24 protein-coding genes are annotated in these 25,703 nt (G+C 60.2%); 10 read left to right on the top strand and 14 right to left on the bottom strand.

The annotated features are described in order from the left end of the window. The first annotated feature begins 121 nt into the window (after positions 1–121). The 4 genes from ACW9JC_RS06120 (at position 122) to ACW9JC_RS06135 (ending at position 4,747) form a co-directional block, all read left to right on the top strand. A complete protein-coding gene (locus ACW9JC_RS06120; RefSeq protein ID WP_457454173.1) occupies positions 122–1,870 on the top strand; it encodes an FAD-dependent oxidoreductase in 1,749 nt (582 codons plus the stop codon). Continuing rightward, entirely contained in the window at positions 1,854–2,687 is an 834-nt protein-coding gene (locus tag ACW9JC_RS06125) for an aldo/keto reductase (RefSeq protein WP_457454175.1), read from the top strand. The genes ACW9JC_RS06120 and ACW9JC_RS06125 overlap by 17 nt, the downstream gene beginning before the upstream one ends. A gap of 212 nt (positions 2,688–2,899) precedes the next feature. Continuing rightward, positions 2,900–3,790 (top strand): KPN_02809 family neutral zinc metallopeptidase, encoded by an 891-nt coding sequence (gene ypfJ / locus ACW9JC_RS06130; RefSeq protein WP_457454176.1) that lies wholly within the window; start codon positions 2,900–2,902, stop codon positions 3,788–3,790. Then, positions 3,791–4,747 (top strand): alpha/beta fold hydrolase, encoded by a 957-nt coding sequence (locus ACW9JC_RS06135; RefSeq protein ID WP_457454178.1) that lies wholly within the window; start codon positions 3,791–3,793, stop codon positions 4,745–4,747. A 95-nt stretch (positions 4,748–4,842) separates the two neighbouring features. Here ACW9JC_RS06135 and ACW9JC_RS06140 read toward each other — a convergent pair whose 3' ends face one another. The 3 genes from ACW9JC_RS06140 to ACW9JC_RS06150 all read right to left on the bottom strand — a co-directional run bounded on the left by ACW9JC_RS06140 (position 4,843) and on the right by ACW9JC_RS06150 (position 6,978). Continuing rightward, positions 4,843–5,436, bottom strand: a complete 594-nt coding sequence (locus tag ACW9JC_RS06140) for an HAD family hydrolase (protein WP_416129070.1) — start codon at positions 5,434–5,436, stop codon at positions 4,843–4,845. Next, positions 5,433–6,302, bottom strand: coding sequence for an acyl-CoA thioesterase II (gene tesB, locus ACW9JC_RS06145; protein ID WP_338583234.1), 870 nt, complete (start codon positions 6,300–6,302; stop codon positions 5,433–5,435). Before tesB ends, ACW9JC_RS06140 begins: the two co-directional genes overlap by 4 nt. A gap of 106 nt (positions 6,303–6,408) precedes the next feature. Then, positions 6,409–6,978, bottom strand: a complete 570-nt coding sequence (locus ACW9JC_RS06150; RefSeq protein ID WP_338586590.1) for a GNAT family N-acetyltransferase — start codon at positions 6,976–6,978, stop codon at positions 6,409–6,411. A 77-nt stretch (positions 6,979–7,055) separates the two neighbouring features. Here ACW9JC_RS06150 and ACW9JC_RS06155 point away from each other — a divergent pair, with 77 nt between their 5' ends. Both ACW9JC_RS06155 and ACW9JC_RS06160 read left to right on the top strand, forming a co-directional pair. Beyond that, positions 7,056–7,976, top strand: a complete 921-nt coding sequence (locus tag ACW9JC_RS06155; protein ID WP_457454180.1) for a histone deacetylase family protein — start codon at positions 7,056–7,058, stop codon at positions 7,974–7,976. A gap of 280 nt (positions 7,977–8,256) precedes the next feature. After that, the gene (locus ACW9JC_RS06160) at positions 8,257–9,504 is read left to right on the top strand and encodes a TIGR03862 family flavoprotein (RefSeq protein WP_457454182.1); all 1,248 of its coding nucleotides are present in this window, start codon (positions 8,257–8,259) and stop codon (positions 9,502–9,504) included. Positions 9,505–9,575: 71 nt separating this feature from the next. Here the strand turns inward: ACW9JC_RS06160 and ACW9JC_RS06165 are convergent, their stop codons facing one another. Next, complete coding sequence (locus ACW9JC_RS06165; protein WP_150701556.1) at positions 9,576–10,916, bottom strand: DEAD/DEAH box helicase; 1,341 nt, start codon at positions 10,914–10,916, stop codon at positions 9,576–9,578. Positions 10,917–10,980: 64 nt separating this feature from the next. Beyond that, on the bottom strand, positions 10,981–11,910 hold the full coding sequence (gene yedA, locus ACW9JC_RS06170) for a drug/metabolite exporter YedA (protein WP_416129073.1): 930 nt from the start codon (positions 11,908–11,910) through the stop codon (positions 10,981–10,983). A gap of 165 nt (positions 11,911–12,075) precedes the next feature. Here yedA and ACW9JC_RS06175 point away from each other — a divergent pair, with 165 nt between their 5' ends. Continuing rightward, positions 12,076–12,528: an Lrp/AsnC family transcriptional regulator gene (locus ACW9JC_RS06175; protein WP_416129074.1), complete on the top strand. Its 453-nt coding sequence runs from the start codon at positions 12,076–12,078 to the stop codon at positions 12,526–12,528. A gap of 139 nt (positions 12,529–12,667) precedes the next feature. Here the strand turns inward: ACW9JC_RS06175 and ACW9JC_RS06180 are convergent, their stop codons facing one another. From ACW9JC_RS06180 to ACW9JC_RS06190, 3 genes are all read right to left on the bottom strand, one after another. Then, positions 12,668–13,273, bottom strand: coding sequence for a 3'-5' exonuclease (locus ACW9JC_RS06180; RefSeq protein WP_034148168.1), 606 nt, complete (start codon positions 13,271–13,273; stop codon positions 12,668–12,670). A gap of 22 nt (positions 13,274–13,295) precedes the next feature. Continuing rightward, positions 13,296–13,775: a LabA-like NYN domain-containing protein gene (locus ACW9JC_RS06185; RefSeq protein WP_007990686.1), complete on the bottom strand. Its 480-nt coding sequence runs from the start codon at positions 13,773–13,775 to the stop codon at positions 13,296–13,298. 120 nt (positions 13,776–13,895) lie between these two features. Further along, positions 13,896–14,675, bottom strand: coding sequence for a DUF2076 domain-containing protein (locus ACW9JC_RS06190; RefSeq protein WP_457454185.1), 780 nt, complete (start codon positions 14,673–14,675; stop codon positions 13,896–13,898). A 178-nt stretch (positions 14,676–14,853) separates the two neighbouring features. On the opposite strand from ACW9JC_RS06190, the gene ACW9JC_RS06195 reads away from it, so the two are divergent. Both ACW9JC_RS06195 and ACW9JC_RS06200 read left to right on the top strand, forming a co-directional pair. Next, positions 14,854–15,528 (top strand): YciC family protein, encoded by a 675-nt coding sequence (locus ACW9JC_RS06195; protein WP_457454187.1) that lies wholly within the window; start codon positions 14,854–14,856, stop codon positions 15,526–15,528. A 66-nt stretch (positions 15,529–15,594) separates the two neighbouring features. Beyond that, on the top strand, positions 15,595–16,674 hold the full coding sequence (locus ACW9JC_RS06200) for an endonuclease/exonuclease/phosphatase family protein (protein ID WP_457454189.1): 1,080 nt from the start codon (positions 15,595–15,597) through the stop codon (positions 16,672–16,674). 90 nt (positions 16,675–16,764) lie between these two features. On the opposite strand, the gene ACW9JC_RS06205 is transcribed toward ACW9JC_RS06200, so the two are convergent. The 6 genes from ACW9JC_RS06205 to ACW9JC_RS06230 form a co-directional block, all read right to left on the bottom strand. Then, positions 16,765–17,199, bottom strand: coding sequence for a RidA family protein (locus tag ACW9JC_RS06205; RefSeq protein ID WP_457454191.1), 435 nt, complete (start codon positions 17,197–17,199; stop codon positions 16,765–16,767). A 72-nt stretch (positions 17,200–17,271) separates the two neighbouring features. After that, positions 17,272–18,537 carry a flavin-containing monooxygenase gene (locus ACW9JC_RS06210; protein ID WP_457454193.1) on the bottom strand — a complete coding sequence of 422 codons (1,266 nt, stop codon included), beginning with the start codon at positions 18,535–18,537 and terminating at the stop codon, positions 17,272–17,274. Positions 18,538–18,874: 337 nt separating this feature from the next. Continuing rightward, on the bottom strand, positions 18,875–20,257 hold the full coding sequence (locus tag ACW9JC_RS06215; protein WP_457454194.1) for an aspartate aminotransferase family protein: 1,383 nt from the start codon (positions 20,255–20,257) through the stop codon (positions 18,875–18,877). Between the two features lie 28 nt (positions 20,258–20,285). Continuing rightward, positions 20,286–21,731, bottom strand: coding sequence for an amino acid permease (locus ACW9JC_RS06220; protein WP_448109414.1), 1,446 nt, complete (start codon positions 21,729–21,731; stop codon positions 20,286–20,288). A 101-nt stretch (positions 21,732–21,832) separates the two neighbouring features. Further along, complete coding sequence (locus ACW9JC_RS06225) at positions 21,833–22,873, bottom strand: ABC transporter substrate-binding protein (protein ID WP_150701568.1); 1,041 nt, start codon at positions 22,871–22,873, stop codon at positions 21,833–21,835. A gap of 149 nt (positions 22,874–23,022) precedes the next feature. Next, positions 23,023–24,513 carry an aldehyde dehydrogenase gene (locus ACW9JC_RS06230; protein ID WP_457454195.1) on the bottom strand — a complete coding sequence of 497 codons (1,491 nt, stop codon included), beginning with the start codon at positions 24,511–24,513 and terminating at the stop codon, positions 23,023–23,025. A gap of 229 nt (positions 24,514–24,742) precedes the next feature. Here ACW9JC_RS06230 and ACW9JC_RS06235 point away from each other — a divergent pair, with 229 nt between their 5' ends. Then, complete coding sequence (locus ACW9JC_RS06235; protein ID WP_457454197.1) at positions 24,743–25,657, top strand: LysR family transcriptional regulator; 915 nt, start codon at positions 24,743–24,745, stop codon at positions 25,655–25,657. Positions 25,658–25,703: the final 46 nt, after the last annotated feature.

The following is a 25,703-nucleotide window of genomic DNA, read 5'->3' on the forward strand; positions in this document are numbered from 1 at the left end:
ATCTGGAACTGTGCGTCCGATAACCGCCCGTTTTAAGCGACGCTCGCTTGCCTGCTCCGATGTGCCTCTTATATTTTCTGGAATCAGATTCCACAACAACTAAAACACCGGAGCCCAAACAATGCCTGCCGAAGCGCATTTTCTTCCCGACATTGACTGCGATGTGCTTGTCGTCGGCTCCGGTGCGGCCGGGTTGTCGGCAGCCGTGACCGCAGCGTGGCATGGCCTCAAAGTCATCGTGGTGGAAAAGGACCCGGTATTTGGCGGCGCGACGGCGTGGTCCGGTGGCTGGGCCTGGGTGCCGTGCAATCCTCTGGCACGACGCGCCGGCATCGTCGAAGACGTGGAGCAACCGCGCACCTACCTCAAACACGAATTGGGCGAACATTACGATCCGGCGATGATCGATGCCTTCCTCGAAGCCGCTCCACGAATGGTCGCGTTTTTTGAACAGCACACCTCACTGCAATTCGCCGACGGCAATGCGATTGCCGACATTCATGGCGACACGCCAGGCGCCGGCACCGGTGGGCGCTCGGTGATCGCCGCGCCATACGACGCACGAAAAGTCGGCAAACTGCTCAAGCGTCTTCGCAAAACCATGCGGGAAACGTCCTTCATGGGCATGCCGATCATGGCGGGCGCGGACCTCACGGCGTTTCTCAACCTGACCCGTTCACTGTCGGCGGCCGTGCATGTCACTCGGCGATTTACCCGCCATCTATTCGATCTCGTGGTGCATGGCCGGGCGATGCAACTGGTCAACGGCGTGGCGTTGGTGGCGCGCCTGGCGAAATCCGCCGACGACCTCGGCGTGTTGCTCTGGGACTCGGCGCCGGTTACGGAACTGCTGCGCGAAAACAAAAAGGTTCGCGGCGCCGTGATCAGCACCGCCAAAGGCTCGGTGCGCATCCATGCAAGCAAGGCCGTAGTGCTCGCGGCCGGTGGTTTCGCCAACGACATCGAACGGCGCAAAGCGCTGTTCCAGCGTACGCCGACCGGGCATGAGCATTTGGCCTTGCCGCCACTCGGCGTGTCCGGTGATGGCTTGCGATTGGGTGAAAGCGTCGGCGCCCAAGTGAATGCAAACATGCTGTCCCCCGTCGCCTGGGCGCCGGTTTCGCAGGTGCCGCACAGCGACGGCAGCATCGGCCATTTCCCGCACATCATCGAACGCGGCAAACCCGGAATTATCGGCGTGCTGAGCAACGGTCAGCGCTTCGTCAACGAAGCCAACGGCTACTACGATTACGTGACGGCCATGGTTGCCGCCGCCCCGCCGGGTGAAGACGTCGCTTCCTGGCTGATTTGCAGTCACCGTTTTCAGCGACGTTATGGTTTGGGGATCTCTCGGCCATTTCCCGTACCGCTGTCATCCTTTATCCGCAGCGGCTATCTGAAAACCGGCAATACCCTTGAGGAATTGGCATCGGTCTGCGGCATCGATCCGCTCGGCTTGCGCAGCACCGTGTCGGACTACAACCGCCATGCACGCAACGGCGAAGATCCGCAATTCGGACGCGGCTCGACACCCTACAACCGCAAACAGGGTGATGCGCTGCAACAACCCAATCCCTGCGTCGCGCCGATCGAGCAAGGACCGTTTTATGCGGTGAAGGTCCAGCCCGGCTGCTTCGGCACTTTCGCCGGGCTCAAGGTCAACCAACACGCCCAGGTTCTCGACGACTCGGGCCACGCCATCGCCGGGCTATATGCGGCGGGCGGCGACATGGCCAGCATCATGGGCGGCCACTACCCCGCCGGCGGCATCAATATCGGCCCGGCGCTGACCTTCGGCTACATCGCCGCCCGCCACATCGCAGGCGTCACTGCTTATGAAAAGGAGATCGACCATGCAGCACATCGTTAACGCTCAGGGTTTGAACATGCCGAAACTCGGCCTCGGCACCTGGCCGATGCTCGGTGAAGAATGCACCCGCGCGGTGGAACAGGCGCTGGCGCTGGGCTATCGGCACATCGACACGGCGGCGGCCTACAACAACGAGGACGCAGTCGGTCAGGCCCTGGTGAACAGTCCGATACCCCGCGAGCAGATCCACGTCACCACCAAGGTCTGGTGGGATCAACTGCAACCCGATGCGATGCGCCATTCCATGGATCGCAGCCTTGAAGCCTTGCGCAGCGATTACGTCGACCTGTTCATGATCCATTGGCCCAGCACCGATTGGGATCTGCCGCGCACGATTGAAACGTTGGTGTCGTTCAAGGAACAAGGCCTGGCACGCAACATCGGCGTGGCGAATTTTCCACTGCCCCTGCTGCGCAAAGTCGTCGAGGAACTGGGTGCGCCGCTGTCAGCGATTCAGGTCGAGTACCACGTTCTGCTCGGACAAAACGCACTGCTGAACTACGCCCGTCAACACGATCTGGCGTTGACGGCCTACACGCCACTGGCGCGCAACAAGGTGTCGGACGTTCCGGCAATCCAGCAGATCGCCGCCAAACACGGGGTATTGCCAACCCAGGTCGCGCTGAAATGGTTGCTCGATCAACCATACGTAGCAGCGATCCCCAAAGCCAGCAGCAAAGCCAACCAACTCGCGAACCTGGCGGCACTCAAGGTCAATCTCGATGATCAGGATCGCGCCTTGATCGCCAGCCTGTCCAAGCGCGAACGTCAGGTCAGCCCGGACTTTGCGCCGGTGTGGGATGCGTTCGACGCATAACCCGCAGGACCGGCGATCGCCCTCTCGAGAAAAACCCGGCGCCGGACGGAATTCGATGGGTTATCCGCGTTCAATACAAGCCTGAATCGTTCTCGGCAGCCGTCACGGGTTGCCGGGAATAGTTGCGTGCGTGGCAAAAGCCGGACGACCGGACTGGCGCCGCTCCCACTTGGCAGCAACACTCATCGCACGGACAACCAGAGGATTCCCACATGCTATGGAAAAAAGGCCGACGCAGCGACAACGTGGTCGATGCCCGTGGCGATGATGTCGGCGGCGGTGGCGGCGGGATGCGCTTTGGTGGCGGCAAAGGTCTGAGCCTTACAGCGATCCTGTTGATCGTCGGGATCGGCTGGATCACTGGCCAGGACCCGATGCAAATCCTCGGGCAACTGACCGGCCAAATGGACCAATCCGCACCCACCACAACTCAGACCCGCAAGGCGCCACCGGCCAATGACGAAGGCGCCGAATTCGTCCGCTCGATCCTTGGCGACACCGAAGACACCTGGCGTCAGATTTTCCAGCAGGGCGGCCGGCAATATAAAGACCCGACGCTGGTGCTGTTCAGCAATCGGGTGAATTCGGCCTGCGGTCTGGCGACCTCGGCGACCGGTCCGTTCTATTGCCCGGCAGACCAGAAGGTTTATCTGGACATGGCGTTTTTCCAGGAGATGTCGCAACGCTTTTCCGCCGCCGGCGACTTCGCCCAGGCCTACGTGATCGCTCACGAAGTCGGACACCATGTGCAGACTTTGCTCGGCGTCTCCGCGAAAATTCAGACAGCCCGCCAGCAGGGCCGGCAGATGGAAGGCGACGGCGGTTTGCTGGTGCGTCAGGAATTGCAGGCTGATTGTCTGGCCGGGGTCTGGGCCAACAATGCGCAGCAGCGATTGAACTGGCTGGAACCGGGCGACATCGAAGAAGCACTGAATGCGGCGAACGCCATCGGCGACGATCGTTTGCAGCAACAGGGTCAGGGCCGCGTGGTGCCGGACTCGTTTACCCATGGTACGTCAGCGCAACGGGTGCGCTGGTTCAAAACCGGATTCGCCCAGGGCCAGGTTGGCCAGTGCGATACCTTTGCGGCGAAAAATCTGTAAATGAAGAAGTGGTTGTTGGTTTTGCTGTTCACTTGCGCAACGTCCCAGGCCCAAGAGCATGGGGTCAAAGAGCTCAGTCCCGGGCGCCTGCTGTTGAAGTCGGGTGAAATAGCGGTAGGCATCAGTCCCGCTCCGGCAAAAATCGAGCGTGTGTTGATCATCGTCCATGGTCGGTTACGCAATGCGCAAACCTATCTCCACAGCGGCGAGCAGGCAGCGCAACTGGCCGGGCAAAGCGATACGACCTTGGTGATCGCCCCGCAATTCCTCAATGAATCCGACGTCGCGCTGCACCCGGTAGCCGACACCGTTTTGCGCTGGCAAGGCAACGAGTGGATGGCCGGCGGCGAATCCACCGCGCCGTTTCGTCTGAGTTCCTACGAGGCACTGGACGAAATCATCGCGCGGTTGGGTGATCGTCAGCAGTTTCCGGATGTGAAGCAAATCGTCATCGCCGGGCACTCGGGTGGCGCTCAAGTGGTACAGCGCTACGCTTTGCTGGGCCACGATCAATCGGCCCTGGAAGCCGCAGGCGTAAAGCTGCGCTACGTGATTGCCAATCCTTCTTCCTATGCATATTTCGATGAACGTCGCCCTGTGGCTTTCAACCATGCCGCGTGTCCGGACTTCAATCGCTGGAAGTACGGGCTGACAGATTTGCCCGCCTACGCCGAAGTACAAAGCGCTACGCAGTTGCAGGAAAAATACCTCAAGCGCGACGTCGTTTATCTACTCGGGCAACAGGACATCGACCCGAACCATCCGGCGCTGGATAAAAGTTGTGAAGCAAAAGCTCAAGGCCCGTATCGATTGGCCCGTGGGCGGTTTTACTTCGATTACCTGAAGCGGCTGCAACCGCAAGGGTTGAATCAGCAGCTGATTGAAGTGCCCGGGGTTGGGCATAACGGCGATGGGATGTTTACTTCGCCGGAGGGGCAGAAGGCGTTGTTTCAGTAACCGCAAAAAGATCACAGCCTTCGGCAGCTCCTACAAGGTGTACTCGATTCCCCTGTAGGAGCTGCCGAAGGCTGCGATGTTTTGACCTTAATAAATCAAGCCGAGAGCATCCGCTGCAACTCGACACAATCCGCCGCATGCCAATCCGTCAGCTCCGGCCACGGATTATCCGGCAGGTTCACCAGCACCGTCCGCGCCCCTGCCGCCCGACCACAATCCAGATCGAAGCGATAATCACCGACCATCACCATTTCGCTGGTCGGCACATTCCAGGCTTCGGCCAGTTTCAACAACCCACCGGGATGCGGCTTTGGCGGTGCTTCATCACGACCGAGCACATCCTCCACCGCGAAGCAGTCCGCCAGGCCGATCGCCTCCAGCGTGACATGCGCCAGCTCGCGAGCATTGCGCGTAAGAATGCCCAGGCGATAACCACGCCCAGCCAATTCACGCACCAGTTCGACGGCGCCCACGGCCGGTTTCGAACCCAGCGCCAGATCCCGCTCATGCTCCAGCAGCCACGCATGTTTGGCCGCCGCTTCATCGGCCGGCAGCGCGGCGAGGTGAGTGAGAATGTCGTCTTCAGCCGGGATCGCCAACGCCACGCGAATGGCCGCGAAGTCATGCACGGCGACGGTCAGGGTGCCGTCCATGTCGAACACCCAGTGGCGCACATCGCTCAGGCTCATGCCCAATCCTTGCGATGGCGGATCAGGCCTTCCTGCGTGACCGAAGCCACCAGTTGCCCGGCGCGGTTAAACACGCTGCCACGGTTGAACCCGCGCGAATTGCCCGCCCACGGGCTGTCCATCGCGTACAGCAACCAGTCATCGGCACGCAGGTTGGCGTGGAACCACAGCGCGTGGTCGAGGCTGGCGACCTGCATATCCTTGTGCCAGACCGATTTGCCATGAGGTTGCATCGAGGTGACGAGCAAGCCGAAATCCGAGGCATAGGCCAGCAGGTATTTGTGCAGCGCCGGGGAGTCGATCAGGGCACCGTCGGCGCGAAACCAGACGTACTTGATCGGGTCGGAAGGTAGCGGGTTGTAGGGGTCTTTCTCGGTAATCGGGCGGAATTCGATCGGCTTCGGGCACAGCAGTTTTTCACGCATGTGCTCGGGGATCAGGTGCGCACGCTGCTGGGTGATTTCCAACTCAGACGGCAGGTTTTCCGGGCCGACCACTTGCGGCATTTCGGTCTGGTGCTCGAAACCTTGTTCGTCGTACTGGAACGAGGCGCTGCACGTGAAGATCGGGTGGCCCTTCTGGATCGCGGTCACCCGGCGCGTGCTGAAACTGCCGCCGTCGCGCACGCGGTCAACGGAATACACCACGGGCAACTTGGCGTCGCCGGGACGCAAAAAGTAACCGTGCATCGAATGCACATGACGCGCCTCTTCCACCGTCTGACTGGCCGCCGACAGCGACTGACCGAGCACCTGGCCACCGAACAGCTGGCGAAATCCCAGGTCCTGGCTGCGGCCACGGAACAGGTTTTCTTCGATAGGTTCCAGGCTCAGCAGGTCGACCAGATCATCCAACACTTGGCTCATTCAGACTCTCCTCACACAACGCAATGCCGCGCAGTCTTGGCTGCGTCGGTCGATTCAATTTCTGGCCCGTGCCATCATGAGGGCCATTGTAAACGTCCGTGCCAGGTTATCCATGCAAGGTTTGCAGCCATTGTTCACGGCTGATGCGGTACAGCACGTGATGACGCAGGGGATGACCGACAGCGAGCTTCGGGTGCTCGAAGTCATCGGCCGGATCGTGATGCATGCCAATCGCCTGCATGACTTTCTGCGACGGCAAGTTGCTGTCGGCCGTGAATGACACGACTTCGTTCACCGCCAAACGGTCAAACCCGCAGCGCAGAGCGGTCCACGCGGCTTCACTGGCATAGCCCAGGCCCCAGTGTTCCCGCGCCAGGCGCCAGCCGATCTCGATGGCCGGGGTGAAAGGCGCGTCGAAACCGACCACGCCGAGCCCGGTAAAACCGATGAACTGGCCCGTATCCTTTCGTTCCAGCGCCCAGAGACCATAACCGTGCTCGGCAAAATGACCACGGACTCGCCCGATCAATGAAGCGCTTTCCAGTCGGCTCAAGGGCGCCGGAAAATAGCGCATGACCTGCGGATCAGCGCACATCGCGGCAAACTCCGGCAAATCCTCATCGCGCCATTGCCGCAACAGCAGTCGCGCGCTCGCCAGTTCCAGTATCGGCTCCATCGTGCCCCTCCCCCATTTCCATGCTGCAAGTCTACAACGCTGGTAGGATCCGTCTCTCATTCCTATCCGAAATCACCATGCCGCTGCCGCTGATTTATCACGAAGACTACAGCCCCGAGTTTCCGGCGGATCATCGCTTTCCGATGGACAAGTTTCGACTGTTGCGCGATCACCTGGTGGACAGCGGCCTGACGAGTGACGCTGATTTGCTGCGCCCGCAACTGTGCCCCGCAGAGATTCTCGCCCTCGCCCATGACCCTTCGTATATCGAACGCTACATGAGTGGCGAGTTGTCCCGCGAGGATCAACGACGCCTCGGGCTACCCTGGAGCGAAGCCCTGGCGCGGCGCACGGTGCGGGCGGTCGGTGGTTCGCTGCTGGCGGCCGAGCAGGCGCTGGAACATGGGCTGGCCTGTCACCTGGCTGGCGGCACTCACCATGCGCATTACGACTACCCGGCCGGATTCTGCATCTTCAACGACCTGGCAGTGATCAGCCATTTCATGCTGCAAAGCGGTCGTGTGAATCGGGTGCTGATCTTCGATTGCGACGTGCATCAGGGCGACGGGACTGCACGGATTCTGCACAACACCCCGGAAGCCATCACCGTTTCCCTGCATTGCGAAAAGAATTTTCCTGCACGCAAAGCCGAAAGCGACTGGGACATTCCGCTGCCCAACGGCATGGGCGATGCTGACTACCTGAAGGTGGTGGACGATGCGCTCAACTATCTGTTGCCGCTCTACCAGCCGGACCTGGTGCTGTACGACGCCGGGGTCGATGTGCACAAGGACGACGCCCTCGGTTACCTGAAGCTGACAGACGAAGGCGTCGCCGCCCGCGATGAAAGCGTAATGCGCCATTGCCTGGGTCGGGATATTCCGGTGGTCGGCGTGATTGGCGGCGGCTACAGCAAGGACCGTCATGCCTTGGCCCGGCGTCACGGCATCCTCCATCACAGCGCGCAACGCGTCTGGCAGTCATCAGGTTGTCACTGACCTGTGGATGCTTTACCCACAATGCCTGTGGAACCGCCTGTGGATAACCTGAGTGAAAGGGACTACAGCCCACGCTGCGTATAGGCTACAGACCACTGATTGTTTTTTAACCAGCATTGGCAAACACCACTGAACCCTGTGGGAGCGGGCTTGCCCGCGATGAGGCCGGCACATCTACATCTTTGTTGACTGACAGTCCGCTATCGCGGGCAAGCCCGCTCCCACAGTAATCGTGTACTGCTAGAATGCGCGCCAAATCCGCCACACCGCAGCTTCTACCATGACTCAGCCGAGCACCTCCCTCCCCCCTCAAGTCGCCATCATCGGCGGCGGCCCCGCTGGCCTGATGGCCGCGGAAGTGTTGAGCCAGGCCGGGATCAAGGTCGACCTGTACGACGGCATGCCCTCGGTAGGAAGGAAATTTCTGCTCGCCGGAGTCGGCGGCATGAACATCACCCATTCCGAAGCCTACCCCGCGTTCCTCTCGCGCTACGCCGAACGGGCGCCGCAAATCGCCCCGCTGCTGCGCGGCTTTGGCGCCGATGCGTTGTGCCAGTGGATTCATGAACTGGGCATCGAAACCTTCGTCGGCAGCTCCGGCCGTGTATTCCCGACCGACATGAAAGCCGCGCCGCTGTTACGCGCCTGGCTCAAGCGCCTGCGCGACAGCGGCGTAGTTATCCACACCCGCCACCGCTGGCTTGGCTGGGATGAACAAGGTGACTTGCGCATCGCCCGCCCCGAAGGCGAAAAAACCGTACACGCCGACGCCACCCTGCTCGCCCTCGGTGGCGGCAGTTGGTCGCGCCTTGGCTCGGACGGCGCATGGATGCTGCCACTGGAGCAACGCGGTGTAGGACTGGCGCCGTTACAGCCGAGTAATTGCGGCTTCGAGGTGCAGGCCTGGAGCGAGTTGATGGTCAGCAAATTCGCTGGCGCCCCGCTGAAAAATATCGCCATCGGCCTCAACGACGACGTGCCACGGCTTGGCGAGTGCGTAATCACTGCCACCGGCATTGAAGGCAGTTTAATTTACGCGTTGTCGGCATCGATTCGCGAAGCAATCAATCTGCACGGATCGGCCACGATTCATATCGATCTCCTGCCCGGCAGGCCTGTGGATAAAGTTCAGGCTGCATTGAGCAAACCTCGGGGTTCGCGCTCCATGGCCAAGCACCTGCACAGTCAGTTGGGCATCGATGGCGTGAAAGCGGCGTTGTTGCGGGAGTTGACCACTGCCGACACCTTCACCGATCCGGCCCTGCTGGCCAAAGCGATCAAGGCGTTGCCGCTGACACTGGTGAAAACCCGTCCACTGGACGAAGCCATCAGCAGCGCGGGTGGCGTGTTGTTCGAAGCGATGGATGAGCACTTGATGCTCAAGCAACTGCCGGGCGTGTTCTGCGCGGGAGAGATGCTGGACTGGGAAGCGCCGACGGGCGGCTATCTGCTGACCGCGTGTTTCGCCAGTGGGCGCGCGGCGGGGTTGGGGATGGTGGATTGGCTTAGGGGCTGCCGCAAGTTATAAGCGGCAAGCTGCAAGCCAGCGGCTCTAACTTGCCGCTTGTAGCTTGTAGCTTGCCGCTTGCCGCTGCTTCTTCAAGGCTTACGCTTACGCGGCCCAGTATTGAACACCGGCACTTTTCGCACAGGCTTGATCGAAGGTTCCACCGGCGCAGCTTCCCCGCTATCCACCCACTTACCCAGATTGCGCTTACCGCCGCCGCCACCAGACGCCTTTGGCTTCTTCGGTTTTTTCGGCTTCTTGACGACCTGGCCACTGGCATCGGTGTCCGGCACGCGGTGCTCGGGTTCGAAGTCCGGCTCGCTCTGACGCTTCAAGGTCTGGCGGGTCAGCATCTCGATGGCCGACAGCAAATTCACTTCATCGGCGCACACCAAGGAAATCGCCTCGCCGGTCGAGCCCGCGCGGCCGGTACGACCGATGCGGTGGATGTAATCCTCGGCCACGATTGGCAGGTCGAAGTTGACCACCAACGGCAAGTCTTCGATGTCCAGGCCACGGGCTGCGACGTCGGTGGCGACCAGGATCTGCACTTCACTGGCCTTGAAACGGTCCAGTGCGCGTTGACGGGTTGCCTGGGGTTTGTCGCCGTGGATGCCGTCGGCGTTGATGCCCAGGCCCTGGAGTTTTTCCACCAGCGCGTCCACGCCGTTACGGGTCTTGGCGAACACCAGCACTTGCTTCCACTTGCCCTTGCGCATCAGGTGCACGAACAGTTCCGGCTTGCGCTTCTTGTCCACCGTCACGATCCATTGCTTGACCGTATTGGCCGCCACGTTGCGCGGGCTCACTTCGACCGTCAGCGGATCGTTGAGCATCTGCCCGGCCAGCAGGCGGATGTCATCGGAGAAAGTCGCGGAGAACAACAGCGTCTGACGTTTCTTCGGCAGCGCGCGGTAAATGTTCGCCAGCTCTTCGGAAAAGCCCAGGTCGAGCATGCGGTCGGCTTCGTCCAGCACCAGGGTTTGCAGCTGGTTGAACTTCAGCGCGTTCTGGCGGAACAGGTCGAGCAAACGGCCCGGGGTCGCCACCAGCAGGTCGACGCCGCTGCGCAGCTTCATCATTTGCGGGTTGATGCTGACGCCGCCGTACACCGCGTAGGTGCGCAACGGCAGGTTTTCGGCGTACTGGCGCACGGCTTCGTGAACTTGCTCGGCCAGTTCGCGGGTCGGTACCAGGATCAGTGCGCGCACAGAGTTGGCGGTGACTTTCGGCCCTTCCATGGCCAGCAGTTGCAGCAGCGGCAAGGCGAAACCGGCGGTCTTGCCAGTACCGGTCTGGGCGGCGGCCATCAAGTCGCGACCGGCCAGCACCGCCGGAATGGCTTGCGCCTGAACCGGCGTCGGAGTCTGGTAGCCGAGCGTCTCGAGGGAGCGCAGCAAGGGTTCGATCAGGCCAAGGGTGGCGAAAGTCATGGGAATACCGTAGGAAAATTCAGCGCAGTTGTGCAAACGAGTGTGCAATGCCGCGCAGTTTACCCTAATTCACACGGGATTCTGTCGGCACGACCTTCACCGTCGGCAGCGTCGGTGCACGGCGCCACTGCGGTAGGCCAATCAGCACCACGGCGCTGATGATCACGGCCATCGCCAAAGCTTCTTCGATGCCAATGGTCTCGCCGACGAACACGATCCCCAGCAACACCGCCACCGCCGGGTTGACGTAGGCATAACTGGTCGCGGCCGCCGGACGCACGTGTTTCAACAGGTACATGTAGGCGTTGAAGGCGATGATCGAACCGAACACGGTCAGGTACGCCAGCGCGGCCCAGCCTTCGATTGGCGGGATTTTTTCCAGGTGTTCACCGCTCACGGCGCTGGCGATCAGCAACACCACGCCACCCACCAGCATTTCCACGGCACTGGCCATCGCGCCTTGCGGCAACGGCAAGTGCTTGCTCCACACCGAGCCGAAGGCCCAGGTTGCCGCCGCAAATATCAGCAACGCCGCCCCCAACGGGCTCGACTGCAGGTTGGAGCCGAGGTTGAGCATGGCGATACCAATCAGCCCGAGCACAATCCCGGCCCATTCGAGACGGGTATTACGCGCGCCCCAGAAATATCCACAGAGCAAGGTAAACAATGGCACCGTCGCCACCGCCAACGCCGCCACTCCGGAAGCCACGCCCGTGTGCTCGGCCACGCTGACCGCGCCGTTGCCGCACGCCAGCAGCAAAATCCCGATGATCCCCGCGGCTTTCCATTGCGCCCAGGTCGGCGCCGGCGCCCCGCGCCAGCGCAGGAAGGCGTACATCAAGGTCCCGGCAATCACGAAGCGAATGCCCGCCAGCAGCAACGGCGGCCAGTACTCCACGCCGATGCGGATCACCAGATAGGTCGAACCCCAAATCACGTACAAGGCGAAAAAGGCAGCGATCAAGGGTAAGGGAAAGCGACGAAGGCCAGACATGAGGGCAGCTCACAGGCAAGGACAAGTGAACGGCTATTCTAAAAAGGCCAGCGCCATAAAATAAGTTACAAAACCTGTTTAAAGCGCCGGTACACTTTTCAAAACACGGAGTTCAGCGCTATAAACCGTGCTTTCGAAAGTTGGTCATTTTTCAGGAGTCATCCGATGGATAAGTACGACCGCATGCTGCTCAGCGCGCTGCTGGAAAACGGTCGCGCGTCCTACGCGGATCTCGCGCGCAAGGTCAACCTGTCTGCCCCGGCCGTGGCCGAGCGCGTGGCCAAGCTCGAAACCAGCGGCGTGATCACCGGCTATCAGGCGAAAGTTGATATGGCCAAGCTCGGCCTGCCGATCCAGTGCGTGATCGAACTGCGCCTGAACCAGCACGGCAACCAAAAGGCCTACGACGACCTGATCAAAATCCCGCAATTGACCGAGTGCCATCGGGTGACCGGCGATCCGTGCGTGATCATGCAAGCGGCGGTGGGTTCGATGCCTGAGTTGGAAGAGTTGATCAACCGGATTGCCACGTTCGGGTTCAGCAAGACGTCGATTGTGTTGTCGAGCGCGATAGAGAAACGCGTGCCGTTGGGGCACATCGAAAGCAACGGCAAATAGCACTGCTGTAGGCCTGTAGGAGCTGTCGAGTGCAACGAGGCTGCGATCTTTTGATCTTGATCTTAAAAAATCAAAGTCAAAAGATCGCAGCCTCGTTTCACTCGACAGCTCCTACAAGGGATTTGTGGGGTGCTTGAAATCAGCGATAACGCTGGAGGTGTTCGGTTACTTTGGCTGCCGGCACTTTCTGCAACTTGCACAGCAAATCATGAGACAGCTCGCGCAATCCGTGCTTGTGCCGCAGCTCTTCGGCCAGATGCGCCGTCAGGTTGGCCGCCATCTCGGCATCGGCCATCGCCCGGTGAGCCTTGCCGGTGTGCGGCAGGTTGGCGAAGGTGGTGAGGGTGCCGAGTTTGTGGTTCGGCGCGGCGGGCATCAGGCGTCGGGCCAGCAATAGCGAGCACGCGAAATTCTGCAACCGGGTGCGTTTGATCCGCCCCAGTTCAAAGTCCCAGAACTTCTGGTCGAACGCAGCGTTGTGCGCCAGCAATGGTGTGATGCCGACGAATTCGTTGACTTCGTTCATTACCTGCTCGGCCGATGGCGCGGTGCGCAACATGGCGTTGCTGATGCCGGTGAGTTGTTCGATGAAGGCCGGGACGCGCACGCCGGCGTTCATCAGGCTCTGGTAACGCTCGACGATGCGCCCCTGTTCGAGAATCACCACGGCGATTTCCGTGGCCCGGCAGCTGCTGCTCGGGGAGATTCCGGTGGTTTCAAAGTCGATGACTGCTATGCGTTCCAAACCTGTTTCAACTCCGTAAAAATCAATTCTTGAGCAGCAACGCGCCTTCGATCGGCACGTAGCGGCTGGCGGCGCGGATCAGCGAGTTGGCGGTCAGGCCCGGCACGCCGTAGGCGACTGCTTGCACGCCGTGTTTGCTGATGATGCGTTCGAGCAGCATGTCGAAATCGCCATCACCGGAGGCCAGGACGATTTCGTCGACGTGATCGGCGGCGTCCATGATGTCGAGGGTAATGCCCACGTCCCAGTCGCCCTTGGCCGAGCCATCGCTGCGCTGGATGTAGGGTTTGAGCTTCACGGTAAAACCGAGGTTGCGCAGGATCTGCTGGAACTGCTGCTGTTTGCTGTCGCCGCGATCGATGGCGTAGGCATAGGCTTCGACGATCTCGCCCTGTTTACTGATGTCAGCCCACAGCGCGGCGTAGTTGAAGTGACAACCATAAGCCTGACGCACGGTGTAGTAGAGGTTTTGGACGTCGGCGAACACTGCGATTTTTTTCACCGGTTTTCCTCAAGGCTGAATCAGGCCCCAGGCCCGAAAAGTCGCCCAGTATGCCAGCCTCAAGGAATGTTCCGCGAATAATCGGCCCGGAGCGCAGGCGCGCTCCGGACGAATGGCGGGTCAGACGAAGGAATCGTCGTCGCCACCGAAGAACGATGAACTGTCATCGCTGTAGTCGGCGTCGGTGAAACCGCCCTGGTCATTGCCGTAGGAATCATTGCCGGCCACACGCTGGTCATCGCCCCAGTCGTTGTTGCCCTGGTCGTTGACCTGGGCCGGTTGCTCCTTGATGACTTCGACGATTTCTTCCGGTTGCTGATTGTGATGGAACAGGCTGCTGATGCCCTGCGCCAGCATCACGCCACCTGCCACACCGGCCGCGGTTTTCAGCGCGCCACCGAGAAAACCGCTGCCCGCCGCTGCCGGAGCCTGTTGCTGGGGTGCATAACCCTGTTGCGGGAAGTTTTGCTGCGGTGCACCGAAATTCTGTTGTGGTGGCTGCGAATTGAACGAAGCCCGCCCTGGTTCACGCCAGCCGCCGCTCGATGGCGGCGCACTCTGGGTCGGCGCGGGTTGCGGATCACGACTGCCACCAAAGATGCTCGATAGAAAACCACTGCTGCTCGGCGCCGGAGCCGCCGTTTGCGCCTTGGCCTGTTGCAGTTCGGCCTGCAATTGCTGGACTTGCGCCGTCAGTTGTTTGTTCTGCTCGTCGAGGCTCTTGATCGCCGCCTCTTGCACCAGAATCGCCTGGGTCATGAAATAACCTGCCGCCGGTTGGCGTGTCAGGTGTTCCTTGATCCGCGCCTCGGCCTGGGTGTCGCGCGGGGCTGAGTCCGTTTCGGCCTGTTGCAGCCGGGAAAACAGTCCATCGATGAGGGTTTGTTCTTCGCTGTTCATGGCGACCTCGTAGATTGCCGGGGAAATCGTTGCCCTTCTCCAAGGAGGATAAGGTGCCCGACCTTAATGGAGGCTGAAACAATCTGTTTCAATGACATTTACCCAACGTTTACGTTTGCTTCAGGCGGTACATCATCGGTTACAGTGAGCCACTGTTTATGACCTGCGATACCGACTGATGAACCCGTTAGATGTGCTGCGTGACTCCCTGTATTTCTTCAAGCGCAATCTGAGCCAGATCGTGCAACTGTGCCTGCCGCTGGTGATCATCGAGGCCCTGTTGCAGCACGTGGTCGACCAGTCCACCGAGCCGGACAGTTTTCCTGGTGTCAGCGTGATCGTCGGCCTGCTGATCTATCCGCTGTACACCGCCGCGCTGATCCTGTTTCTCGACGCCCGTAGCCGTGGCGAATCGCCACGCAACCGCGACTTGCTGTCGAGGTCGGCCTACCTGTGGCCACGCTTCGCACTGCTGACGGCGATCAATACGTTGTTGATCCTGCTCGGCCTGTCGTTGTATTTCCTGCCGGGTATCTGGCTGATGGTGACCCTGGCGTTCGGCGAGTACCTGCTGGTGTTGCGAGGCCTGGCCCCGCTGCAAGCGATGAAGGAAAGCCTGCGCCTGACCCGTGGCCATTTCCTGCGCATCCTGGTGTGCATTTTGTGCGTGATGGGGCCGTTGTGGCTGCTCAAGGGCGCGACGCTGGCGGTCTATCCCGAACCGCAGAACCCGGTGATCTCGCTGCTGATCGACAGCGCCCACAGCTTCCTGCAACTGTTCACCAGCGTGGTGCTGTTCCGCCTGTTCATGTTGATCAGCGATGTGCCGGAAAAAATCGACGGGCCACTCTGACCTTGGGCGACCGCCCGTCACTCGGGTATGCTCGGGACCAACTTCCGTAACGCTATAAGCCGAGCCATGACCCGACTGCTGCGCTACACCTTGCTGGGATTGTTGATTGTCATCGGCCTGACTGGCGTGATGATCTACAGCCTGACCTGGCGCCCCGAAGCCCGCGAAGTGCTGCCGGTCAATTGCAGCACCAAGGCGCCGACCCTGGCGCCCGGCCAGGCACTGAAGGTGATGACCTGGAACGTCCAGTACCTGGCGGGCAAGCGCTACGTGTTCTGGAATGACCTGGCCAACGGCACCGATGAAAAACCCACGCCGGAAGACATGGCCTTCAGCCTCGATGAAGTGGCGCGGGTGATTCGCGACGAGCAACCGGACGTGGTGCTGTTGCAGGAACTCGATGACGGCGCCAAGGCCAGCGCTTACCAGCACCAGCTCAAACTGCTGCAGGAACGGCTCGCCGACCTGTACCCATGCAGTGTCAGCGCCTTCGACTGGAAGGCTGACTTCGTCCCTGACCCGCATATCTTCGGCAGCGTCGGCCGGCAACTGGCAACGCTGAGCCGCTATCAGATCGATCATGCCCAGCGCCTGCAACTGCCGGTGGCGCCGGTCAATCTGGTCAGCCGCCAGTTCCAGCCGAAAAACGCCTTGCTGGTCGCCTACCTGCCAGTGAGTGATGGCGGTCAGGTCGCAATCCTTACCACCCATCTCGACCGAGTGCGGCAACCTGACGGGACGCTGCAAGCGCAGGTCGCGGCCATAGGCAAAGTGCTCGACAAGTTCGAAAGCCGCGGTACGCCCTGGTTGATCGGCGGCGACTTCAATCTGTTGCCGCTGGGGCAATTCCAGCGCCTGCCCAGCGAGCAACGCATGCCCTACTCTGCCGACAGCGCCCTGCACGTGCTGTGGGACAAGTACCCGATGATCCCCAACAACAACGAAGCCAGCGGTATCGACCGCGCGCGTTGGCTGACCCACTACCCGAACGACCCTAACCTGAACGGCCCGGACCGAACCGTCGATTACCTGTTTTACAGCCCACGTATCAAACGGGTCGAGGCCACGGTCAGACAGGACGATACGTTGCGCATCTCCGATCACTTGCCGGTGATTGCGCGGTTCCTGCTGCCCGCCGCGCCTTGATCTTGCAGGAGCAAAGCTTGCTCGCGATGACGGTGTGTCAGCCGCCAATGAGGCTGGATGTGCCGGCCTCATCGCGAGCAAGCTCGGCTCCTACAGGTTTGGCGTTGCCTGCCAATCATCCGGAATGACAGCGATCACATCGATTTCCATCAGCCATTGCGGTTGACCCAGCCCGGAAATCACCAGCCCCGTCGAAATCGGGAACACGCCTTTCAACCACTCGCCCACGACCTGATAAACCGGCTCACGGTAACGCGGGTCGATGATGTACGTGGTGGTTTTGACGATATGGGAAAGATCGCTCCCCGCCTCTTCCAGCAGCTGCTTGACGTTTTTCATCGCCTGTTCAGCTTGGGCACCCGGGTCGCCAAGGCCTACCAGGTTGCCATCGAAATCGGTGCCGATCTGGCCGCGCACATAAACCGTGTTGCCGGCCCGTACGGCCTGGCAAAGGTCATTGTCCAGTGACTGGTTAGGGTACGTGTCCTTGGTATTGAACATGCGAATGCGCGTGTGAGTAGGCATCAACTGACTCCCTGAAACTTGAGTGAAGGTGTGGATCGGGAATGGCCACAGGACCACTCCCTCGATCGATTCTTAACGCTGCGACGGGTCGCGGTATTCGAGGTACTGGCGCTGGGTGGCGATGTGGCCAGCGACATGCTTGGCGTCGTGCCAGACGCCCCAGATGAAGCTCGATCCGCGGCGCGACAACCACGGCAGGCCCACGAAGTAGATACCCGGCTCATTCGAGACCCCGCGCTGATGACGCGGCTTGCCCTTCTCGTCAAAGGTGTCGACTTGCAGCCAGCTGTAATCGACGGCGTAACCGGTGGCCCAAATGATCGAGGTGATGCCCGCCTCGGCCAGATCCAGTTCGAGAATCGGGTGGGTGACGCACTCTGGATCGTGCAGCATGAACCGCGCTTCGGGCTCTTCCGGCAGGTCGAGTCCGTTGCGCGCGATGTAGGCATCCGCCGCGTCCAGCAGCGACAGGTAATTAGCGTCACCGGCAGCGATGTTGCGCGCCAGATCCTGTTGGAACGTCACCACGCCGTCGTTGAAGGATTGGGTCAGCCCCACCAGCGTCACGCCTTGCTGGGCCAGAGCCCGGAAATCGACGGTCTGCCCACCACGCGCACCGCTCACGGCGATGGTGACGTGCTCGCGCCCAGGCTCCATGGTTTCCAGATCCCAAAGCCCCAGCACCCCCAGCCACCAGCAGAAATCACGGTTGCGATAGGCGCGAGGCGGACGGTCGTGCTGGCCGACCGACAGGTAGACCTGCTTGCCGGCACGCTGCAATTCATCGGCGATCTGCACACCGGAAGAACCGGCACCGACCACCAGCACACCGCCCTCGGGCAGCTGTTGCGGGTTGAAATACTGGGCCGAGTGAATCTGCGTGATCGTGCTGTCTGTCGGCGCAATCGGCGGGATGACCGGACGCTGGAAAGGACCGGTCGCCGCCACCACGCGATTGGCCTGAATCACACCTTCGGAGGTTTCGATGGTGAAGCCTGGACGATCACTGTTGCGTACGACTTTTTTGACTTCCACACCGGTACGAATCGGCGCTTCGAATTTCTCGGCGTAGGCTTCGAAGTAAGCCGCCACTTGATCTTTTGAGGCGAAGGCATCGGGTTCCAGGTCTTCGAAATCCAGCCCCGGGAAGCGGTCGTGCCAGACCGGACCGTTCGCCACCAGCGAATCCCAACGCCCGGTGCGCCACGCTTCAGCGATGCGGTTACGCTCCAGCACCAGGTGCGGCACACCGAGTTTGCTCAGGTGTTCGCTCATGGCGACGCCAGCCTGGCCGGCACCGACAACAAGCGTATCTATTTCTATCTTTTTATCATTCATGCTTGTGTCCTTCAGAGAGGCGACTATGGCGCGGCAAGTCGCGACAGATCAGCTGTTTTTAAAATTGAATACCGCGTGGATAACTTTGCTGGCGGGGTAGGTTTATTGTGCTTAGCGAATGCCAATAGCGAAAATATGATTTTTGTCGTTGTTGCCCATGAAAAAACTAACCAACAACTAACTTCGATATTTACTGAATAACCACGGTCATTGTGGGAGCGAGCTTGCTCGCGATGAATTTAAAAACACCGCGTTGTTTCAGACAAAACGCATTATCGTTAACGTCCATCGCGAGCAGGCTCGCTCCCACAGTTACAGAAGCGAACCTGATAGTTGTTTAAAGCACGCCGATTTCTTTGGCTGTTCTATCCACCGCAATCTTCGTCTTGCCAACCAGCTCATCAATTTCAGCACGCGTGGCAATCAATGCCGGCGCCATGATCATGCGGCCCAACGTCGAGCGAATAATCACGCCTTCCTCAAAACCGATCGTGCGGCAGCGCCAGGCGATGTCGCCTTCGTTGGCGAAGCGTTTGCGGGTCGCCTTGTCCTCGGCGAACTGCAACGCAGCCACCAGGCCGACACCCTGGATTTCACCCACCAACGGGTGATTGCCAAACACCTCACGCAGGCACTGTTGGAAGTACGGGCCGGTGTCGCTTTTCACTTGGGTAACGACACCCTCATCGCGCAACGCTGTGAGGTTGGCAATTGCCACGGCGGCCGCCACCGGGTGACCGGAGTAGGTCAGGCCGTGGGCAAATACGCCGCCCTGTTCAACCAACACCTCGGCCATGCGCCGACTCAAAATCAGGCCGCCCATCGGGATATAACCCGAGGTCAGGCCCTTGGCGATGGACAAGGTGTCCGGCTCAAAATCGAAGTGCTGGTGGGCAAACCATTCGCCGGTCCGCCCGAAGCCACCGATCACCTCGTCCGCACACAGCAGCACGTCGTACTTGCGGCAGATACGCTGGATTTCCGGCCAGTAGCTCTCTGGCGGGAAGATCATGCCGCCCGCGCCCTGGAACGGTTCGGCGATGAACGCAGCAACGTTTTCCGCGCCCAGTTCGAGGATCTTGGTTTCCAGTTGCTGAGCGGCGCGCAGGCCGAATTCGGCTGGCGTCAGATCACCTTCATGACCAAACCAGTACGGTTCATCGATGTGCGCGACGTCAGGAATCACACCGCCCATTTCGTGCATGAACTTCATCCCGCCCATGGCGCTGGCGGCCAGGGTTGAGCCGTGATAACCGTTCCAGCGACCGATCATGATCTTCTTCTGCGGCTTGCCCAGCACCTGCCAGTAGCGGCGTACAGTGCGGATCAACACCTCGTTGGCCTCAGAGCCGGAGTTGGTGTAGATCGCGTGGCTGTAGTGCTTGGGCAGCAGGCTGAACAGCAGCTCCGAAAGCTCGACCACCGCCGGGTGAGTGGTGTGGAAGAACATGTTGTAGTACGGCAATTGCTCCAACTGACGGGTCGCCGCCGCGGCCAGATCCTTGCGCCCGTAGCCGAGGTTGGTGCACCACAAACCGGACATGCCATCGAGGTAACGATTGCCGTCGTTGTCCCACAGGTGCAGGCGGTCGCCACCGACGATCACGCGCGGCCCTTCTTCGTTCAACGCCTTCTGATCGAGGAACGCGTGAATGTGGTGGGCGGCATCGGACGCTTGATAGTCCTTGGTTTCGCGCTGGGGTTTGTAATCGGTTGTCATTTTTTATTCTCCTGAATTGAATAAAGGTTCAGTTCCCGGACACGGTAGTCAGCGGTGCCACGGCAGGCACACCGTTGTCCTGCGATTCGTTTTGGATCAGGGGTTCTGGCGTAAACAGCGGTTTGCGCATCACGAACTTGACCCACACCACGGCAATGATCGATATCACGCCCAGTACCACGCCAGCGCAAGCAAAAATGCTCGCGGTCATCTCCGGTGTTGGCGACACGTGATAGATCGCAAACAGCATGCCGGCGATGCCGACGACTTGTGGCCAAGGGTAAAACGGTGAGCGGAATGGACGGGCCAAATGGGGATAGCGGCGGCGCAAGGCGATCACGTCGATGTGCACGATGATGTAGGCCAAAAGCCACGCCAACGCGGCAGCCAATAGCAGCAAGCTGATCGCCGCCGCGTCATGCCCCAGAATGAGGATCGGCAGGCCGGTGATCGCGGCAACGAACAACACCGCCACCCAAGGTGTACGGCCACGTGCGGTGAGCTTCTTGAATTGCGGGAACGCCTGGCCGTTTTGCGCCATGCCGTAGAGCATGCGCGGCAACGCTGCCAAGGATGAGTTCACCGTGCTGCACGTTGCGGTGATGGCTGCGACGACGAGGAACAGCTTCCCTGCCTCACCGAAAACCGTGGTGGCGAGCAAGTAGTGAGGCAGCGCATCGCTCGCCAGTTGTTCACGTGGAATGCACAGCAGCGCGCCAAAGCAATACAACGCAATCACACCGAAAATCACCGTCAAACCAATGGTCATCGAGCGTGGAATATTGCGCTCGGGATTGCGGGTTTCTTCCACCAGCGGGCAGACGAATTCCGCCCCGACAAAACCCCACACCGCCATCGCAGCCAAGGTGATCGCGCCGAACTCCAACGGGTTCCAGCCCTGATCCAGCGGCAGTTGCAAACTGGCCTGACCGTTAGTCAGCGAAGCCAGGCCCATGGCGATGAGGATCACCACCATCACCAGCGCCAGCACGTTCTGCAGCTTGGCGAACACATCGATGCCGAACAGGTTCAGCACGGTGAACAGCCCCAGTACGCCGTAGGCCACCACCATGTGCGGAATGACATCGGGATAGACCTTGCTGATCACCAGGTCCAGCAACAGCAACTCGGCGGAGAGCGCAAACATCGCCACCACCATGTAGCCCGAGAAGGTCGCCAGAATCGCCGGGAAATGCCCGATCGCCACTTCGGTGTAACTGCTGAGGCTGCCTGCCTTCGGAATCATCAAGGCCAATTCGGAAAACGACCAGGCGTAAGTGATTGCCAACACATAAGCGATGGCCAGCGGAATAATGAAACCGAAACCGGCGATGCCCGCGCCTTGCAGCATCAGCACCATCACGCCTTGCGAGACCACGACGCCCACCGCAACGGCCAGCAATGAACCCAGCCCCAGGACCCGGCGCAAGCCGCCGGACGGCGCCTGGATGGACGCGGTTGTACTTGAACTCATGACAAACTCCCCGTGTTTTCTTGTTGTTGATCGCCTTCACGTGGAAGGCAGGGATAAACATCGCCACTCATCCGTGAGCGGCGATTGACGACAGCAGCGGCTTAGCGGGCCGCCCAGGCGTTGAAGCGTTCCTCAAGCTCTTCGCCGTGATCGACCCAGAACGTGGCATCGACCAACTGGCCTTCAGAAAGATTGGCCTGAGCGGTAGGCAACTGGGCAAGCGTGTCGGCCGGAAGTTGCGCCAGCACATCCTTGCGGATCGGACCGTAAGGGATCTGCGTGGAGAAGGATTTCTGCCCACTCGCCTGGCTGGCGAACACGATGAATCGCTCGGCCAGCGCCTTGTTCGGACTGCCGCGGACGATGGCCCAGTGATCAGGATCGTAGAGGTGGCCGTTCCAGGAGATGGCCAGTTTCGAGCCTTCCTTTTGCGCCACGGCAATCCGGCCGTTGTAGGCCGCCGACATCACCACGTCGCCTGCTGCGAGCCATTGCGGAGGCTGCGCTCCGGCTTCCCACCACTGGATCGACGGTTTGATCTGGTCGAGCTTGTGAAACGCCCGGTCCACGCCTTCCTTGGTGCCCAGCACTTTGTACAGGTCATCCTGTTTGACCCCGTCGGCGAGCAGCGCCACTTCCAGCGTGTACTTGGCGCCCTTGCGCAGGCCGCGCTTGCCGGGGAATTGCTGCAGGTTCCACATATCCGCCCAGGAGGTCGGCGCCGCCGCCACCTTGTTCGAGTTGTAGGCGAGCACCATCGACCACACATAACTGGCCACGCCGCACTCACTGACCGCGCCAGCCAGATAGTTTTTTGAATCGCCGATCAGCGCCGGGTCCAACCGCTCGAACAGCCCTTCTTCACAGCCGCGCAGCAGCTCAGGGCTTTCGACTTCGACGACGTCCCAACTGACCTGGCCCACATCGACCATGGCTTTGACTTTGGAAAGTTCTCCGCTGTACTCGCCAACCACAACTTTGCCAGCGCCACTTTGTTCAAAGGGTTTGAAATAAGCCCCCTCTTGCGCTGCCTTGGTGGCACCGCCGAACGAAATAACCGTGAGACTTTCGGAGTGCGCAACAACGGGCACCGTGAATACCAAAAATGCTGTTACAACGCTCGAAGACGAATATCTGAACATGAAAGCTCCCTCACTTTTTAATTGTGGTTAGTTACTGAGGCAGTCACGGCCACGCAGCCGCAAGTTCACGGAAGACTCTCCGCGTGGTGACATCTTTTTATTCTTCAAACCGCACACCATCAGCGTGCGGTTAATTGTTCAGCAGACGCTTAACGCAATTGAAACCAGGTGGTTTTCAACTGGGTGTATTTATCGAACGAGTGCAACGACAAGTCCCGGCCGAAACCCGATTGCTTGCCACCGCCGAACGGCACGCTGACATCGAGGGCGTCCACGGTGTTCACCGAAACAGTGCCCGCCTTCAGCGCCCGTGCAACCCGGTGCGCACGATTCAGATCATCGCTCCACACCGAGGCGGCCAGCCCATAGATGCTGTCGTTGGCCAGCCGCACCGCTTGCTCTTCAGTGTCGAACGTGGAAATCGCCAGCACCGGTCCGAATACTTCTTCGCGGGACAGGTGCGAATCATGATCGACCTCGGCAAAAATGGTCGGCTCGATAAAGTTGTCGGAACCGTTAAAGCTCAAGCGACGGCCGCCGGTGAGCAGTCGGGCGCCGTCTTCGTGGGCGCGCTCGATAAAATTCATCACCCGCGATGCCTGTGCCGAATCGACAATGGCGCCAGCAGCGCTCGCAGGATTCAGTGGATCGCCGGGCATCCAGGCTTTGGCTTTCTCCAGCAGACGCTCGATAAACTCATCTTTGACCGAGCTCTGGACATACAGCCGCGAGTTGGCTGAGCAGACTTCGCCCTGATTGAAGAAGATGCCAAACGCCGCTTTCTCCGCCGCCAGATCAAGATCACGGCAATCGTCGAACACCAGGCTCGGGCTCTTGCCGCCGCATTCAAGCCAGACCTGCTTGAGGTTCGATTGCGCGGCGTACTGCATGAAGTATTTGCCCACCTGAGTCGAGCCGGTGAACACCAGGCAATCGACATCCGGATGCAAACCCAGCGCCTTGCCGGCAGACTCGCCCAGCCCCGGCAACACGTTCAGCACGCCCGGCGGCAAACCGGCTTCCAGCGCCAACTCGGCCAGACGCAGCGCCGAAAACGGTGATTGCTCGGCGGGCTTGAGTACCACGCTATTGCCGGCTGCCAGGGCCGGGGCCAGTTTCCAGGCTGCCATGTCGAGCGGGAAATTCCACGGCACCACGGCTGCCACCACGCCCAGCGCTTCACGGGTGATGGTCGCCAACGCCGAGGACGCGGTAGGTGCGACCTGATCGTAAAGCTTGTCCAGCGACTCGCCGTACCAAGCGAACACATGGGCGGCGCCGGGGACGTCGATGTTGTAGGCATCCATCACTGGCTTGCCCATGTTCAGCGAATCGAGCAAGGCGAGCTCTTCGCGGTGCGCCAGCACCAGCTCGGACAGACGCAGCATCACCCGCTTGCGCTCGACCGGCGCCATCCGCGCCCACGGGCCTTCGTTGAAAGCTCGGCGCGCACTGCGTACGGCGAGTTCCACTTCCACTTCGCCACACGCGGCGACACGGGCAAGCAACTGATTCGTCGCCGGGTTGATCGAATCGAATGTTGCGCCCGAAGACGCAGCCACCTGCCGGCCATCGATCAAGGCTTTGTCAGAGAAGGTTTGCCGGGCAGCTCGTTGCTGCCAATAGTCGAGGTCGAACACGCTACGCTCCCTTTACGACCGCCAGGGTGGTCGGGGTTGTTATCAGAGGTTGTAGAGATAGTGCGGCAACCGTGCGAAGAGGAAAATTATTAAAAATGTGCTCGGGGTATAAGAAAAAACTGGGTAAGCGCTGACCCAGTCCGGAACCCGCATAGGGTAAGGTTCAGTCAACAATCGGCGCGGCGACCATCCGGTCTTTCAGCGCAAAACAAAGCAGAACGAGGTGCGTGTGGCTTCCTATACATTGCGGCAACTCAAGTATTTCGTCACAACGGTAGAAGCCGGCAGCGTCGCTGAAGCCTCGCGGCAGCTGTACATCGCGCAGCCCTCGGTTTCCACGGCGATCAAGAGTCTGGAAGAGTCGTTCAACGTCCAGCTGTTCATCCGCCACCACGCCCAGGGCGTTTCGCTGACGCCCACCGGCACGCGCTTCTATCACAAGGCGCAAGAGCTGCTGCGCATGGCCAGGGAGTTTGAACAAAATGCGCTGGCCGACAACGACACGGTGTCTGGGCAGATCGACATCGGCTGCTTCGAAACCGTCGCCCCGCTGTACCTGCCACAACTGATCGCAGGCTTTCGCAAGCTTTATCCGGGCGTGGACATTCGTATTCGCGATGGCGAGCAGCAGGAGCTGGTGCAAGGCTTGACCGCTGGCACTTTCGACGTGGCCTTCCTCTACGATCACGGTCTGGACGGCACCATCCAGACCACGCCGTTGATGCCACCGCAAAAGCCTTACGTGCTGCTGCCTGAAGGGCATCGCTTCGCTGACCAGAAAGAGGTATCGCTACGGGACTTGTGCAGCGAACCGATGATTCTTCTCGATGTGCAACCGAGCCGGACTTACTTTGTCAGCCTGTTCCATGAACTGGATCTGACGCCCAACATCGTCTTCAGCTCACCTTCGATTGAGATGGTGCGGGGCATGGTTGGTCAGGGCTTCGGCTTCTCGATCCTGGTCACCCGCCCGCACTCGGAATGCACTTACGATGGCAAGAAGGTGATCTCGGTGAACATCAAAGAGCCGGTCACCCTGTCCGGGCTGGCGTCCGCCCATTTGAAACGCAGCCAACTAACCAAGCCTGCGCAATTGTTCGTGGATTTTTGCCGCGAACAACTTAGCCAGAAAATGGCGCCCTGAAAAAATCAAAAGATCGCAGCCTTCGGCAGCTCCTACAGGGGAACGC

It is taken from the genome of Pseudomonas sp. SDO5591_S426 (assembly GCF_054070755.1).

Coding starts and splice junctions, on each gene's coding strand:
- ACW9JC_RS06195 (WP_457454187.1), top strand. CDS start 14,854: ATGAACCCGTTAGATGTGCTGCGTGACTCCCTGTATTTCTTCAAGCGC.
- ACW9JC_RS06140 (WP_416129070.1), bottom strand. CDS start 5,436: ATGAGCCTGAGCGATGTGCGCCACTGGGTGTTCGACATGGACGGCACC.
- ACW9JC_RS06150 (WP_338586590.1), bottom strand. CDS start 6,978: ATGGAGCCGATACTGGAACTGGCGAGCGCGCGACTGCTGTTGCGGCAA.
- tesB (WP_338583234.1), bottom strand. CDS start 6,302: ATGAGCCAAGTGTTGGATGATCTGGTCGACCTGCTGAGCCTGGAACCT.
- ACW9JC_RS06205 (WP_457454191.1), bottom strand. CDS start 17,199: ATGCCTACTCACACGCGCATTCGCATGTTCAATACCAAGGACACGTAC.
- ACW9JC_RS06165 (WP_150701556.1), bottom strand. CDS start 10,916: ATGACTTTCGCCACCCTTGGCCTGATCGAACCCTTGCTGCGCTCCCTC.
- yedA (WP_416129073.1), bottom strand. CDS start 11,910: ATGTCTGGCCTTCGTCGCTTTCCCTTACCCTTGATCGCTGCCTTTTTC.
- ACW9JC_RS06225 (WP_150701568.1), bottom strand. CDS start 22,873: ATGTTCAGATATTCGTCTTCGAGCGTTGTAACAGCATTTTTGGTATTC.
- ACW9JC_RS06200 (WP_457454189.1), top strand. CDS start 15,595: ATGACCCGACTGCTGCGCTACACCTTGCTGGGATTGTTGATTGTCATC.
- ACW9JC_RS06120 (WP_457454173.1), top strand. CDS start 122: ATGCCTGCCGAAGCGCATTTTCTTCCCGACATTGACTGCGATGTGCTT.
- ACW9JC_RS06220 (WP_448109414.1), bottom strand. CDS start 21,731: ATGAGTTCAAGTACAACCGCGTCCATCCAGGCGCCGTCCGGCGGCTTG.
- ACW9JC_RS06175 (WP_416129074.1), top strand. CDS start 12,076: ATGGATAAGTACGACCGCATGCTGCTCAGCGCGCTGCTGGAAAACGGT.
- ACW9JC_RS06215 (WP_457454194.1), bottom strand. CDS start 20,257: ATGACAACCGATTACAAACCCCAGCGCGAAACCAAGGACTATCAAGCG.
- ACW9JC_RS06210 (WP_457454193.1), bottom strand. CDS start 18,537: ATGAATGATAAAAAGATAGAAATAGATACGCTTGTTGTCGGTGCCGGC.
- ACW9JC_RS06190 (WP_457454185.1), bottom strand. CDS start 14,675: ATGAACAGCGAAGAACAAACCCTCATCGATGGACTGTTTTCCCGGCTG.
- ypfJ (WP_457454176.1), top strand. CDS start 2,900: ATGCTATGGAAAAAAGGCCGACGCAGCGACAACGTGGTCGATGCCCGT.
- ACW9JC_RS06160 (WP_457454182.1), top strand. CDS start 8,257: ATGACTCAGCCGAGCACCTCCCTCCCCCCTCAAGTCGCCATCATCGGC.
- ACW9JC_RS06125 (WP_457454175.1), top strand. CDS start 1,854: ATGCAGCACATCGTTAACGCTCAGGGTTTGAACATGCCGAAACTCGGC.
- ACW9JC_RS06135 (WP_457454178.1), top strand. CDS start 3,791: ATGAAGAAGTGGTTGTTGGTTTTGCTGTTCACTTGCGCAACGTCCCAG.
- ACW9JC_RS06155 (WP_457454180.1), top strand. CDS start 7,056: ATGCCGCTGCCGCTGATTTATCACGAAGACTACAGCCCCGAGTTTCCG.